The sequence below is a fragment of the Pseudomonas sp. A125 genome (assembly GCF_055409485.1).
Map to the genome: position 1 here is coordinate 221031 of NZ_JBUZVP010000009.1, position 13389 is coordinate 234419.

Consider the following 13389-nt stretch of genomic DNA (forward strand, 5'->3'; position numbering starts at 1 on the left):
CTGTCAGGCTTATTGCATAAGGACGAGCATCATAGCTGTGCCCGGGCAGGAATAATGTGAACGCTGCCTGTCTGTGGGGCTGAAGCACCAGGATAGCCCGGCTGGCGACCGCCTTCTGAAATCACGGCAGGCGGTCAACCCGGCAGATCACTAAAACCAATCAGCCATTCATCGCCGCCGGCTCATGCCGCACCTCGGCCCCAATCCCCATGAACCTGCGCACCCGCTCCCCCGCGGCGTCTTGCCGTATCACCTGCGGCGCCGCATCCAGTTGCACCTTGCCGTCCTCCATGAAAATCACCCGGTCCGAAATCGACATGGCGAAGTCCATTTCATGGGTGACGATAACCATGGTCATCCCCTCGTTCGCCAGATTGCGGATCACACCGAGCACCTCGCCCACCAGCTCCGGGTCCAGCGCCGAGGTGGGCTCGTCGAACAACATGATGTCCGGCTCCATCGCCAGCGCCCGGGCGATAGCCACGCGTTGTTGCTGGCCACCGGAGATCTGGTGCGGGTATTTGCCGGCGTGGGCCAGCAGGCCGACCTTGTCCAGCAACTGGTACGCGCGCTGTTCACTCAGGCGCTTTTGGCTGCCGTGGTAACGCTGGGCCAGGGTGATGTTGTCGAGGATGTTGCGGTGAGGGAACAGGTTGAAGTTCTGGAACACCATGCCGATGCGCCGCACGCCCCGGCGGATTTGCGCGTTGTTGGGCTTGTCATGCGGCTCGATAAAGCCTTCGCCGAAGAGCAGGATCTTGCCTTGGTCGATGGCCTCAAGGCCATTAATGGTGCGGATCACCGAGGTCTTGCCCGAGCCTGAAGGCCCGATGATGGAGATCACTTCGCCGGACTTCACCTGCAGGTCGATACCCTTGAGCACCTGATGCTCGCCGTAGCATTTGTGAATGTTGTTCAACTGCAATGCCGGGGTCGCCGCTGGCTGCGCATTACGCACCACCGGCACTTGCGCGTCGAGGGTTTTGCGCAGTGCGGCGGTGGCGGTTTCGTTGAGGCTTTGCGGCTTGCGCTTGCTCAGGTCCAGGTAGTTTTCCAGCCACTGCAACAGTTGGCCGAACACCGTGACGATCAGCACGTAGTAAACCGCGACGGCCAGCAGGGTTTCCATCACCAGGAAGTTTTGCGCATACAGCCGCTGGCCAACGGTGAGGATTTCCGTGAGGGAGATCACCGAGATCAGCGAGGTCAGTTTGACCACCGTGATGTATTCGTTGATCAGGGTCGGCAGCGCAATGCGAAAGGCCTGGGGAATCACGATCAGCCGCTCGATGCCCACAGTGCCGATGCCCAGGGCGCGGCCGGCTTCTTTCTGGCCCTTGAGCACCGAGATCAGCCCACCGCGATGGATCTCGGCCATGTAGGCCGACTCGGTCACCACCAGCGCGATCAGCCCGGAGTAGAACGGGTTTTGCAGCAACGAGCCGCTGGCCGGGAACATCTGCGGTGCGTTGTAGACGAACACCACCAGCACCAGCAGCGGCACGCTGCGAAAGAACCAGATATACACCGCCGCCGGCGCACTGAGCAGGCGGTTTTTCGAGAGTTTGGCCGAGGCCAGGAAAAACCCCAGCACCATGCCGATGAACCAGCTCAAGGCGCTGAGTTCGATCACCACCAGGCAGGCGTCCCAGAAGGCCCGCATGGAAAACAGCGAGACGAAATACGACCAGTCAAATTGCATAAGAAACTCCCATCGCCGCCCGCATGGGGCGGCATCGCCCTAAAGGAAAGTCAGTCCGGGATCGCGTCGAGGTTGTATTTCTTGAGGATCGCCGCGTACTCGCCACTGGCTTTGCTCTGGGCCAGGGCTTCGGTCAGGGCTTTGAAGGTCGCGTCATTGCCTTTTTTCACGTAGATACCGAGGGTCTGCGGGTAGATCAACGTGTCGGAGGTGATCATCACCCGCCCGCCGGTGCGTTTTACGATCATCTCGGCGGCGCCGCCGATTTCCACTTGGGCTTCGATGTTGCGCGACATCAGGGCCTGGGTGACTTCCGGGGAGTTGGGGTATTGGTTGACCGTGATCGCGCCCTTGTTGTTGGGCAGGCAGTAATCGCTGGAGAGCTGCAGGAATTTCGCAACCCAGGCGCTGCCTTGCAGCAGGCCGATTTTGTGGCCGCAGAGGTCTTGCGGCGTCTTGGCATTCAGCTCACTGCCTTTGGGCGCCAAAATCGACGCACCCGCCTGGGCATACGGGATGGTTTGGGCCTGGAGTTGGCGCTCGGGGGTGATATAGATCCCGGAAATCACCGCGTCGTAGTGCCCGGCATTGAGGCCCATGATCAGGTTGGGAAACTTGGTGTCCAGCAGCTGGGTTTTCAGGCCCAGGTGCGCGGCCATGGCGGTGATCAGCTCCGGGTCGGAGCCGACGACTTTGTCGCCATCGTAGGACTCGAACGGCGGGTAGGTGATTTCCATGCCGATTTTCAGCACACCGGGCGTGGCGGTGACGTCGGCCTGGCTCTGGCCGATGCACAGCAGGGACGCAGTGAACAGGGCGGCGCGGGTGATACCGGAGGTTTTGGCGAACATAGGTAAGGCCTCGATCTTATTGTTGTTGGATGAAACGCTCGGTGCTGCGGTGGATTACTCGTCGTCCCTGGCCGGAATCCACCACTCTTCGCCGCGTACGGTGCTGATGTATTCCGGCCAGCGGAAGCGGTGCGGCACCTGGAAGTCTTGCGGCAACAGCGGCGCCTGCCACTGTGTGCCGCCGATGCCGCCGCCGGTGCGTTCGTTGAATTCGCGCTGGGCGGCGTGCAGCAGGTCGGGTTGGGTGAACAGGTCGATCAAGGAGGTGGCAATGGTTTTGGCGGCGACGCTGATCATTGGGTCGATGGTTTGGCGAATGCCACCCAAGGCATTGGAGACCCAGTCCGGGTAGGTGTAGCCGGGCGGCGCCGAGAGCATCGGGCGCGCTACGTACAGGCGTACGGTCGGGCAATGCCAGGTGTATTCGGGGTAGTCATCGGAGGTCAGGTATTTTTGCCAGGCCGGCATTTGCAGGCGCAGTTGGCGCTCACACTCGCGGGGCTCCATCAGCGCTTCGGTGGCTGGCAAAAAGGGTTTTTCCATCGGGTCGAGGTTGAGGTTGGCCTGGATTTGCTGGGCGATGGCGATGGCTTCAGTGTCCCAGGTCGGGGCGCCGATGGCGGCCAGGTTGTCGTAGGTGGCCTGGGCCATGACGTGGTTGGCCAGGCCACCACGGGACTTGCACACCCAGGTCTTTTTCCACTGGCAGCCGGTGGCCAGTGAGACCGCTGCGGCGTTGTTGTCCATCACCTGGGAAATGGTTTCGGCCTGCTCGATGGAGTCGCAGCGCAGCAGGTATTGCACCTGCGCAATGTGTGGCGGCAAGTTATCGGCAGTGGCCTGGCCGGCGGTGAGGATGGCTTCGTTGAAACTCCACAACCCGGTGAACGGCAGCGTCGAGCGGCGCAGGCTTTCGTTCAAGGTGTAGAAGTGCACCAACGCATCATTGGCACCGGGCGCCCGGGCGGCGAGGTGATTTTGCGGGATCGGGCTGTACTTGTCGGCGGCGATCCAGTTCTGCGGCTCTTCGCAGGTAAAGGTGTAGATGTAGGAATAGGCGATGCCGCAGTGGGTGTCCCAGGTGGTGGTGTTGTTCAGCGGCAGCATGTAGGTGGGGTGGAAACTGATGGCGGCGTCGAGGTCATCGTAGTAACCCTTGGCGGCGTGTACCGGTTTCGAGGCGCGGAGTTTTTCCGCTGGTTCGCCGAAGAACTTGATGGTGCCCTGAATACCGAATTCGAGCATCGCCGCCTTGGCTGCCAGTGCACCGCCGAGGGCGCTGATGCCGAGTGCCGAATGCGGGTCGGTGTGGCCCGGGGCGAATTTGGACAAGCCGTCGCGAGGCATTTTTTTGGTGGCCGCGGCCTGGCAATTGCCGGGCACCGCGTCGTATTCGGCGTAGGTGGCGAGCACTGGGCCGTCGCCTTGGGTGAAGGTGGCGCAGAACGCGGTAGGCATGCCGCCGCTGCCCTCTTCCACGGTGAAGCCTTCCTTGCGCAGCAGCTCGACGTACCAGGCGCACGACTTGTACTCCCGAAAGGCCGGCTCGGCGAAGTGCCAGATGGTCTGGTGCCAGTCGGACAGTTGCTGACGGTTGGTGTCGATCCAGTCCAGCACAAATTGTTTGTGTTGCAGCATTGCGGCTACCTCGGCTTTTTTATTTTTAGTGGTCGGGACGGTCACGCCGGTGTCTCGTTTCGCCTTAGTATTGGTGAAGGGAAATAAACAACAATCGAAAAAAACCGGCGGTTATTGGGTAAATAGTTTTGCCTGTTACCCGCACCGCCGATGCCTTTAGACTCCAGAAAAAAACCGGAGCATAAGCCATGCGATTCCCCTCGATGACGGCGTTGCGCGCCTTTGATGCCGTGTCGCGGCTGGGCAGCGTCACCGCGGCGGCCGTGGAGCTGAACCTGACCCGCAGCGCTATCAGCCACCGCATTAACACTCTGGAGGAAGGCCTCGGTTACGCGCTGACCGAGCGTACCGGGCGAGGCATCAAGCTCACCTACGAAGGTGAGCGTTATGCCCGGGAGGTGCACAAGATTCTGGCCAGCACCCAGGAGGCCGGGCGACGTTCCGATGACGACCAGTTCACCGGGCCGTTGTGTGTCAGTTGCAACCCGGGGTTCGCCACGTATTGGCTGTGCCTGCACATCGGCTCGTTCCTCAAGCAATTCCCCAAGGTGCGCCTGAAGATCATCTCGCCGCGTTCCGTCGAAGACACCAGCGACACCGGCGCCGACGTGTTCATCGCTTATGGCGTGGGTGACTGGCCCAACCAGGTGACACGCCAGGTGGTGGGCCTGCACTACTTCCCGGTGTGCAGCCCGCGCTTGATCAATGGCAGCCCGGGCCTCAAAACGCCCCAGGACCTTGCGGCCTACCCGCTGCTGCACATGAATGACAATTCGGACTGGCGCACCTGGCTCGGGGCGGTGGGCGCCACCGGCATCGATGTCACTGCCGGCGTGCTGTTCACCGATGCCCACTGTGCGATTTCCGCGTGCATTGCCGGCCAGGGCGTGTCGATCGGCGACAACCTGCTGGCCGGTGATGCGCTGACACGAGGGTTGCTGGTGCGGCCGTTTGAGCTGTCGATTCATTCCAATCGCGGCTATTACCTGGTGGCCGACCCGCTGAAGGCCGAACGGCCGGTGGTGAAGGCGTTCAGTGAGTGGCTGACGCGACAGGTGTATGCGACCACGCCGAACATGAGCGGGATTTTTGCACCGGAGCCGGATGCGGGGGGTTAGCTCCCTGTTCCCTCGTGTGCCAGGGGCAATCTCGACGAGTGATTTTCAGGCCGTGGGGCGCTGTGCATCAAACCCCTTGGCGCACAAAACACTGCTCCACCACCGACTTGCCCCACTGCTGCCCTTCCTGTTCCGACTCCAGCACAAAACCTGCGTCTTCATAGAGCTTGCGCGCCACATCCAGGCCCTTGAACGTCCACAGCCGCGCCGCCGCAAACCGGTGCTCATCACAGAAACCCAGCGCCTCTTTCAACAACCGTTTACCCAAGCCCTGGCCGTGAGCCGACGGGTCCAGGATGAAACAGCGCAAGATCGCCTCGCCGTTTTCGCCCTCGCCATCAATGGCGATCGAACCGACGATCTGTGCCCCCTCCAGCACCACCCACACCTCGTTGCGCGGGTTGGCCAGGCGCCCCATCAACTCAGCCATGTCTGCCGCCACCAGGCTTTCAAACGGCTGGCCAAAATTGGCGTGTTTGGCGTAGTACTCGGCGTGCATCTGCGCGATGCGCCCGATGACGCCAGGCCGGTAGCCACGGGCAATGCGGTAGTGCCGGGGTTGCCGGGCGCCAGTGCGCTGGGTTTGCAGGGCCCCGGCGTATTGATCCAGCCCATGGCTGACGGCCTGTTGCTGTTCGCTGGACAAGTCACCAATCGCCGCCCCCACCTGGCGCCGGGCAAACGTTTCGATGTCGCCAAGCGTGTGCTGACCTTGAGCAGTGAGCCGCAGCTTTTTCGAGCGGGCATCGTTCTCGTTGGCAAACTCTTCCAGCTCGCCTGCCTCGATCAGCTTGCGCACCATGCGGCTTACCGACGACTTTTCAAGCCCCAGCAAGGTGACCAGTTCAGCCGCCGTCAGTGAGCCGCGCTCGCCAATTTCGACAATCGTGTGCACCGATGACGGCGGATAACTGCTGGAGGCCAATTTCGGCTGCATGAAGCCCAGCTCTCGCACCATAAGGCGCGAGGCACAACGGATCTGGTCGATAAGGTCTGGCATGGAACGGTTCACGAGAAACCTCTTGCCCGAATGAGGAGAGATATAGTTGTACTGCACAACCAAATACAGATCAATCTCCCCTCTCCCAAAGCACTGAGGTACATTCCCTACACGGACAACAGATCATTCTCAAATGAACGGAGTCATCGCGTGCTTTCGATTTTCCACCGTCAACGCCTTACCACCCTCTCGCTGATTACCGCCGCCCTCACCCTCGCCGCCTGCCACAGCGCCACCGCGCCCGAACTGCCACCCGCCCCGGAACTCGGCTCGGGTTATCGCACCGACATGAGCCCCCGCCACGCCGAGCGCCATATGGCCGCCGCTGCCAACCCGCTGGCCGCCGAAGCCGGGCGCGAAATATTGCGCAAGGGCGGCTCGGCCATCGATGCGGCGATTGCCATGCAGGCCGTACTGACCCTGGTAGAGCCGCAGTCTTCCGGGATCGGCGGTGGCGCATTCATCATGTTGTGGGACGGCAAACAGGTGCACGCCTACGACGGTCGCGAAACCGCACCGGCGGGCGCCACCGAGCGGTTGTTCCTCAACGCCGATGGCACGCCGATGTCGTTCCCGCAGGCACAGATTGGCGGGCGTTCGGTGGCCACACCGGGGGTGTTGCGTGCCCTGGAAATGGCCCATAAAAAGACCGGCCACCTGCAATGGGCGACGCTGTTCGAGCCGGCCATTCGCCTGGCCGAACAGGGCTTTCCGATCTCCGCGCGCCTGCACAGCCTGATCGCCGCCGACCGCCATATGAGCCGCTCGCCGGAAATGACCGCGTACTTTCTGAACGCCGACGGCAGCCCCAAGGCTACCGGCACGCTGCTGAAAAACCCGGCGCTGGCCAACGTGTTCAAGCGCATCGCCAAAGAAGGCCCGGACGCGCTGTACTACGGCCCGATTGCCGAAGAAATCACCCGCAAGGTGCAAGGCAACAGCAACGCCGGCAGCCTGACGTTGACCGACCTCAAGGGCTACAGCGCGGTTGAGCGGGCGCCGTTGTGCACCGACTACAAGCGCTGGAAAGTCTGTGGCATGCCACCGCCGTCATCGGGCGGGATTGCCATCGCGCAGATCCTCGGTACGTTGCAGGCCCTGGAGGCTCGCGACCCGCGTATGACGCTGGCGCTGTTGAAGCCGGTGAAGAACGACTCCCCGGCAGGCCTTGAGCCAGTCCCCGAGGCCGTGCACGTGATCGCCGAGGCCGAGCGCCTGGCCTATGCCGACCGCGCCCAGTACGTGGCGGATTCTGACTACGTACCGGTGCCGGTGGCCGGGCTGGTCGCTCCCGATTACCTGGCCGCCCGTGCGGCGTTGGTGGGTGAGCGCAGCATGGGCGTCGCCAAGCCGGGCAAGCCTGCCGGGATAGAAGTGGCCTACGCGCCGGATCGCTCGCCGCTGCGCATTTCCACATCCCAAGTAGTGGCGGTGGATGACGTGGGTGGCGCGGTGTCGATGACGACCACGGTGGAATCCGCGTTCGGTTCGCATGTGATGGTTCAGGGTTTCTTGCTGAATAACCAGATGACGGATTTCTCCTTCATCCCCGAAGAAAATGGCCAGCCCGTAGCCAACCGGATCGAGCCGGGCAAACGCCCGCGGTCATCGATGGCACCGACTCTGGTGTTTGATCGCCAGAGCGGCGAGCTGGTGGCCACGGTGGGTTCGCCGGGCGGTTCGCAGATCATCGAATATGTGAGCAAATCCCTGGTGGCCATGCTCGACTGGAACCTCGACCCGCAAGCCGCCGTGGGCCTGCCCAACTTCGGCAGCCGCAATGGGCCTACCGAGCTGGAAGCCGGGTTGTTCAGTGCGCAGTTGAAACAGGCGCTGAAGGACAAGGGCCACGCCCTGAGCGAAATCGACATGACCAGCGGCGCCCAGGCGATCGTGCGGGTGCGTGATGCGCAGGGCAAGGCGTCGTTGATCGGCGGGGCTGACCCACGGCGTGAAGGCGAAGCATTGGGGGATTGAATTGACTCACTGGAGAGCTGCGCGTGCACAAGGCAAATAACCTCGGCGCCCTGGTTGGCGTCGACCATGGGTTCTGTTCGATTGACGATCCCTTGCGGCCGGACGAGGTGTTCATCTGCAAGCAGGTGCACAGCGCCACGACCATTGAATGGAACGCGCAGCTTACGCCCAACACGGTGGAGGCTGACGGGGTTTCCAGCCGGGATGTGCAGCCGATTGCGGTGATCACCGCCGATTGCCTGCCGTTGCTGATGGCCTCGGAAAACGGGGATCTCGTCGCGGCGATTCATGGCGGCTGGAAGGGGCTGCAAGGCGGGATCATCGCCAATGCCATGCAACGGTTTACCCGCGAGGGTGTGGCGTTGAATCAATTGCGGATTGCGATTGGGCCGTCGATCAAGCCGTGTTGTTATGAGGTGAGTGGCGAGTTTGTCGCGCAGTTGCAGGCGAGCCAGGGGCATTTGTGGCGGGACGCAAATGCGCCTTGGACGTTTGAACAGCCGGGGCCTTTGTTGACACCGCAGATTCAGCCGCCCTTGCCGAGGCAGGCGTTAAGTGCATGGTTTGACTTGAGCCGGTATGCGCTGATCTTGCTGGAGGCGGCGGGGATAAAGCGTGAGCAGGTTGAGGTGAGCGAGGTGTGTACGTATTGCACCTCGCCGGCGTTTGCGAGTTATCGCCGAAGGACCCATGACACTGCGGAGCGCAAGACGTTGTTGTATTCGTGGATTTCCAGGACTGCGCAAATCTAGTGTGGGAGCTGGCTTGCCTGCGATGACGGAGTGTCAGTCAATATTTTATTCACTGATCCACCGCTATCGCAGGCAAGCCAGCTCCCACATTTGATCTTTAGCGGCTGATCTTCAACCCCTTGCGCCCCGCATGCCGCTCCAGCGCCAGCTCGATCAACCGGCTCACCAGCTCGCTGTAGCTCATGCCTGCCGCCTGCCACAACTTGGGGTACATGCTGATCCGCGTAAAACCCGGCAACGAGTTGATCTCGTTGATCAGCACCTCACCCTCGTCTGTCAGAAACACATCCACCCGCGCCAACCCGGCGCAGCCCAGGGTTTCAAACGCTTCAATGGCTAACGCACGAATGCGCTCGCTGTCTTCAGCACTGATGTCCGCCGGCACCACCACTTGGGCCGCCTGGTCATCGATGTATTTGCTGTCGTAGGAATAAAACCCGTCGCGCACCACGATCTCGCCGCAGCCACTGGCGATGGGGTTCTCGTTACCCAACACGGCGCATTCGATTTCCCGGCCTTTTACCGCCGACTCCACCAGCACCTTTTCATCAAACCCGAGGGCCAGCTCAACGGCCGCGTGGTATTCAGCCTCGCTGCCTACCTTGCTCACGCCCACGGATGAACCCTGGTTCGCCGGCTTCACGAACATCGGCAATCCGAGTTTCTGTTGGGCGTGTTCGAAGGTGGTACGCGCCGCATTGCGACGTGTGAGGGTAATGAACGGCGTTACCGCAATCCCGGCATCACGCAGCAGGCGCTTGCTGATGTCCTTGTCCATGCACACCGCCGAACCCAGCACGTCAGAGCCGACAAACGGCAAATCGGCCATGCGTAGCAAGCCTTGCAGGCAGCCGTCTTCGCCGAGGGTGCCGTGCACGATCGGGAAGATCACGTCGACGTGTTCCAGCGTGGCCTGGCCGGCGGTTTCTACCAGTTGCTGGCTGGCCTTGCCCGGCACTACGGCCAGTTCACGGTTGGATTGGTTGAGGGCGATCAGTGCCGGGTTTTCTTCGTTGAGCAAAAAACCCGAGGTGTCGTTGAGGTGCCAGTGGCCGGCCTTGTCGATACCGATCAGGATCGGCTCGAAGCGCGAAAGGTCCAGTGCATCGACAATGTTGCGCGCCGATTGCAGCGACACTTCGTGCTCGGCCGAACGGCCACCAAAAATAATCCCTACCCGCAGCTTGCTCATGACCGGCCTCACATTTGAAAGTAAGGCTTCTTACCATGAGCCGTCAGCGATTCGCTACCAGCGTGGCCCCGAACAGCACATAACAGCCACCGGCAAACCGGTCCAGCCACTTGCGCGAGCGACTGTAGACGGCGGCCATCCGTTCGCTGGAAAACACCAGCGCCACGCAGGAATACCAACTGAATGACAGGGTTGCCATGGTGGTCACGGCCAGGGTCAGCAGCATCGGCGACGGTGACTGCGGCATGGTGGACGCAAAGATCGTCGCGACGAACAGCGCCGCCTTGGGGTTGGACAGGTTGCCCAGCAACCCCAGGCGCCAGGCAGAGAACAATGAGCGACGCGGTTCGTCGGGCAACAGGTTCTGAGCCATGGACGGTGCCGAGCGCCGGAACAGTTTCAACCCCAGGTAAATCAGGTAGCAGCCGCCGATAATCTTGAACGCCAGGTACAACATCGGCGCCGCCGTGAACAACGACTTGATCCCCAGCCCTCCCGCCAGGCCCCAGATCACCGTACCGGTGGCCACGCCCGAGGACGCCACAACGCCATGGCGGCGCGAGCAACTGGCCGCCAGTTGCGCGGTGTTGAAGAAGTTTGGTCCTGGCGTGACGACCGCGACGGTCCACAACAAGGCCAGCGACAGCAACGGCGCGGCGTAGGCCGGGTTGAACAATTCCATATCAGGCTCTGCCAGGACAATGATCGAATCAGGATCATAGGCCCGGCACACGCTGCGCACAATCGTACAAGACCCCGGCAGACAGCGGATTCAGACTGGGTTAACGTACTTCCACCCCTTTGCGCGACAACTCATCATGGCGACCAATATCGACTGGCTGCACCGCGCGCCCCACGCCAGTGGCCTGGAGCGTATCGAGGCATATTTCGCCGGGTTTGGCTTCGACCCCCATCGCCACGACACCTATGCCATCGGCCGCACCCTATTCGGCGTGCAGAGTTTTCACTATCGCGGCGGCATGACCCACAGCCTGCCGGGGCGGACCATGGTGATCCATCCCGACGAAGTGCATGACGGTTGGGCCGGCAGCGAGGAAGGTTTCAAATACCGGATGATTTACGTGGAGCCGGCGCTGATCCAGCAGGTGCTTGGCGGCAAGCCGTTGCCGTTTATTCCTGGCGGGCTGTCCCGCGACCCAAGCTTGTACCGCGCCAGTGAAGTGTTGTTGCAAAGCCTGGATTGCCCGATCGATCCGTTGCAGGAACAAGACGCAATGTTCGACCTGGCCCAGGCGCTGAACAACGCGTCGGGCATCACGGTAAATCGCAAGACCTTCGACTACCGCGCCGCCGAACGCGCACGGGAGTTTATCCACAGCGCCCTGGGCCGGCCGATCACCCTGGATGAAATGGCGGAATACGCCAACCGCGACCGCTGGGCGTTGTCACGGGATTTTCGCTTGTTGTTTGGCACCAGCCCTTATCGCTACCTGACCATGCGCCGCCTGGACCTGGTGCGCAGCCTGTTGGGCCAGGGCCAGTCACTGGTGGATGCGGCGCTGACTGCCGGCTTCACCGACCAGAGCCACATGACCCGCCAGTTTCGCAGCACCTTCGGCATGCCACCTTCGCGTTGGGTGAAGATGCTCGGGCGCTGAAAATCCCGCCTTGAAATGCGATCAACCTGTGGGAGCTGGCTTGCCTGCGATGGCGGTGGATCAGTTAATAAATTGTTGGCTGACACTCCGCTATCGCTGGCAAGCCAGCTCCTACAGTTGAACTATGTCGCTGCCGAAATCGTATTCGACGCTGGAGCTCGTTCTTTAAGGGCCAACGCCAGCACCGCACCTGCCAGGGCAATCGCCGCGCTCCACCACAACGCCAGTTCAATCCCGCCCGCCTGCGCTGCGCCCGTCGACCCACCGGCGTTCGCCAACGACACCAGCAACGCCAGCCCCAACGCGCCGCCAATCTGCTGGCTGGTAGACGCCATGCCTGCCGCCACACCCTGCTCGCCCGGGCGGATACCCAACCCGGCAGCCACCCACATCGCCGTCCAGGTCATGCCCTGGCCGATACTCAGGATAAAAATCCCCGGCAGCAGCGACCAAAACCCCGCCCCCGTCGGCAACGCCAGGCACACCAGCGCGATACCCACCGCGCCCGCCAACTGGCCGCTGACCAGGGTGGTGCGTAACCCCAGCCGCGCCAACGAACGCTCCGCCAGCCAGATGCCGGCGGTGCACACCAGGGTCGCCGGTAAAAACGCCAACCCTGCCTGCAACACGCTGTAGCCATAGACCTGCTGGTAGTACATCGCCAGGAAGTAGTACTGCACGCCAAAGCTGCTCATGAACACTGCCGTCAACACCATGGCCATGCGCAACTCGCGATAGCCAAGCAGCCGAAGCGGCATCAACGGGTCACGGCCGCGGTGTTCGATCCAGGCAAACACGCCCAGCAGCGCCAGCGCCAAGGCCATGCAGCCCACGGTCGACGGCGCCGCCCAGCCCCATTCCGGCCCTTGCACCAGGGCGAACACCAGCAACGTGCCGCCCACCGTGACGGTCAACGCACCGCTGATATCAAAATTGCGCCCACGGGCCCGCTCGCCATCGGCGGGAATCCAGTAGCGCGCCGCCAGGGCACAGGCACCGGCCAATGGCACGTTCACCAGAAACACCGCTTCCCAGCCCCACGCCTGGGTCAACACACCGCCGAGCAACGCGCCCAATGCCAGGCCGGCTGCCGAGGCCGCACTCCACACCGCAAACGCCCGGTTACGCGCTGGCCCCTCGGCATAGTGGGTGTTGATCAGCGCCAGCGTGGCCGGGAATAACAGCGCCCCGCCCACACCCTGCACTGCCCGGGCCAGCACCAGCAGCAGGGCACTGCCGCCCAGCACCGCCGCCAGGGAAGCCAACGCGTACAGCGCTTGGCCGAGGATGTACAAACGTCGCTTGCCCAGCAGGTCTGCCGCCCGGCCACCCAGCAGCAGGAAACCACCGAACGCCACGCTGTAGGCGCTGACCACCCACTGCAACTGCTGGGCGGAAAAACCCAGGTGGCTGCCGATTTGCGGCAGCGCGACAAACACAATGGTCGCGTCTAGGGCGATGATCAGTTGCGCGGTGGCCAGCAGCAACAGCATCCAGCCTGAGGGTCGAGATAAAGGCATCACAGCGTCCTGCCAGAAAA

General features: G+C 62.2%; 11 protein-coding genes. 4 read left to right on the plus strand and 7 right to left on the minus strand.

Annotated features, from left to right (window positions below):
* Positions 1-160 precede the first annotated feature (160 nt).
* The 3 genes from ACZRN6_RS15005 to ACZRN6_RS15015 are packed head-to-tail and all read right to left on the minus strand — an operon-like array spanning position 161 to position 4191.
* On the minus strand, positions 161-1702 hold the full coding sequence (locus tag ACZRN6_RS15005) for an amino acid ABC transporter permease/ATP-binding protein (protein ID WP_464008298.1): 1542 nt from the start codon (positions 1700-1702) through the stop codon (positions 161-163).
* A 50-nt stretch (positions 1703-1752) separates the two neighbouring features.
* Entirely contained in the window at positions 1753-2553 is an 801-nt protein-coding gene (locus tag ACZRN6_RS15010; RefSeq protein ID WP_464008299.1) for a transporter substrate-binding domain-containing protein, read from the minus strand.
* Positions 2554-2607: 54 nt separating this feature from the next.
* Positions 2608-4191 (minus strand): zinc-binding metallopeptidase family protein, encoded by a 1584-nt coding sequence (locus tag ACZRN6_RS15015; protein WP_464008300.1) that lies wholly within the window; start codon positions 4189-4191, stop codon positions 2608-2610.
* A gap of 188 nt (positions 4192-4379) precedes the next feature.
* Between ACZRN6_RS15015 and ACZRN6_RS15020 the strand changes: the two genes are divergently transcribed.
* A complete protein-coding gene (locus tag ACZRN6_RS15020; RefSeq protein WP_464008301.1) occupies positions 4380-5309 on the plus strand; it encodes a LysR substrate-binding domain-containing protein in 930 nt (309 codons plus the stop codon).
* A 67-nt stretch (positions 5310-5376) separates the two neighbouring features.
* Here ACZRN6_RS15020 and ACZRN6_RS15025 read toward each other — a convergent pair whose 3' ends face one another.
* Positions 5377-6267, minus strand: coding sequence for a bifunctional helix-turn-helix transcriptional regulator/GNAT family N-acetyltransferase (locus ACZRN6_RS15025; RefSeq protein ID WP_464008319.1), 891 nt, complete (start codon positions 6265-6267; stop codon positions 5377-5379).
* 192 nt (positions 6268-6459) lie between these two features.
* Here ACZRN6_RS15025 and ggt point away from each other — a divergent pair, with 192 nt between their 5' ends.
* Both ggt and ACZRN6_RS15035 read left to right on the plus strand, forming a co-directional pair.
* Entirely contained in the window at positions 6460-8286 is a 1827-nt protein-coding gene (gene ggt / locus ACZRN6_RS15030) for a gamma-glutamyltransferase (protein ID WP_464008302.1), read from the plus strand.
* 23 nt (positions 8287-8309) lie between these two features.
* Positions 8310-9038 (plus strand): purine nucleoside phosphorylase YfiH/LACC1 family protein, encoded by a 729-nt coding sequence (locus ACZRN6_RS15035; protein ID WP_464008303.1) that lies wholly within the window; start codon positions 8310-8312, stop codon positions 9036-9038.
* 97 nt (positions 9039-9135) lie between these two features.
* Here ACZRN6_RS15035 and ddlA read toward each other — a convergent pair whose 3' ends face one another.
* Complete coding sequence (gene ddlA / locus ACZRN6_RS15040; protein ID WP_464008304.1) at positions 9136-10230, minus strand: D-alanine--D-alanine ligase; 1095 nt, start codon at positions 10228-10230, stop codon at positions 9136-9138.
* Positions 10231-10273: 43 nt separating this feature from the next.
* A complete protein-coding gene (locus ACZRN6_RS15045) occupies positions 10274-10912 on the minus strand; it encodes a LysE family transporter (RefSeq protein WP_464008305.1) in 639 nt (212 codons plus the stop codon).
* A 136-nt stretch (positions 10913-11048) separates the two neighbouring features.
* Here ACZRN6_RS15045 and ACZRN6_RS15050 point away from each other — a divergent pair, with 136 nt between their 5' ends.
* A complete protein-coding gene (locus ACZRN6_RS15050; RefSeq protein WP_322143210.1) occupies positions 11049-11849 on the plus strand; it encodes an AraC family transcriptional regulator in 801 nt (266 codons plus the stop codon).
* Positions 11850-11971: 122 nt separating this feature from the next.
* Here the strand turns inward: ACZRN6_RS15050 and ACZRN6_RS15055 are convergent, their stop codons facing one another.
* The gene (locus tag ACZRN6_RS15055; RefSeq protein ID WP_464008320.1) at positions 11972-13342 is read right to left on the minus strand and encodes an MFS transporter; all 1371 of its coding nucleotides are present in this window, start codon (positions 13340-13342) and stop codon (positions 11972-11974) included.
* Between the last annotated feature and the right edge of the window lie 47 nt (positions 13343-13389).

What these genes read in the sequence shown, in the direction of transcription:
- ACZRN6_RS15005 (WP_464008298.1), bottom strand. Translation starts at nt 1,702, where the DNA reads ATGCAATTTGACTGGTCGTATTTCGTCTCGCTGTTTTCCATGCGGGCC.
- ACZRN6_RS15010 (WP_464008299.1), bottom strand. Translation starts at nt 2,553, where the DNA reads ATGTTCGCCAAAACCTCCGGTATCACCCGCGCCGCCCTGTTCACTGCG.
- ACZRN6_RS15015 (WP_464008300.1), bottom strand. Translation starts at nt 4,191, where the DNA reads ATGCTGCAACACAAACAATTTGTGCTGGACTGGATCGACACCAACCGT.
- ACZRN6_RS15020 (WP_464008301.1), top strand. Translation starts at nt 4,380, where the DNA reads ATGCGATTCCCCTCGATGACGGCGTTGCGCGCCTTTGATGCCGTGTCG.
- ACZRN6_RS15025 (WP_464008319.1), bottom strand. Translation starts at nt 6,267, where the DNA reads ATGGTGCGAGAGCTGGGCTTCATGCAGCCGAAATTGGCCTCCAGCAGT.
- ddlA (WP_464008304.1), bottom strand. Translation starts at nt 10,230, where the DNA reads ATGAGCAAGCTGCGGGTAGGGATTATTTTTGGTGGCCGTTCGGCCGAG.
- ACZRN6_RS15045 (WP_464008305.1), bottom strand. Translation starts at nt 10,912, where the DNA reads ATGGAATTGTTCAACCCGGCCTACGCCGCGCCGTTGCTGTCGCTGGCC.
- ACZRN6_RS15050 (WP_322143210.1), top strand. Translation starts at nt 11,049, where the DNA reads ATGGCGACCAATATCGACTGGCTGCACCGCGCGCCCCACGCCAGTGGC.
- ACZRN6_RS15055 (WP_464008320.1), bottom strand. Translation starts at nt 13,342, where the DNA reads ATGCTGTTGCTGCTGGCCACCGCGCAACTGATCATCGCCCTAGACGCG.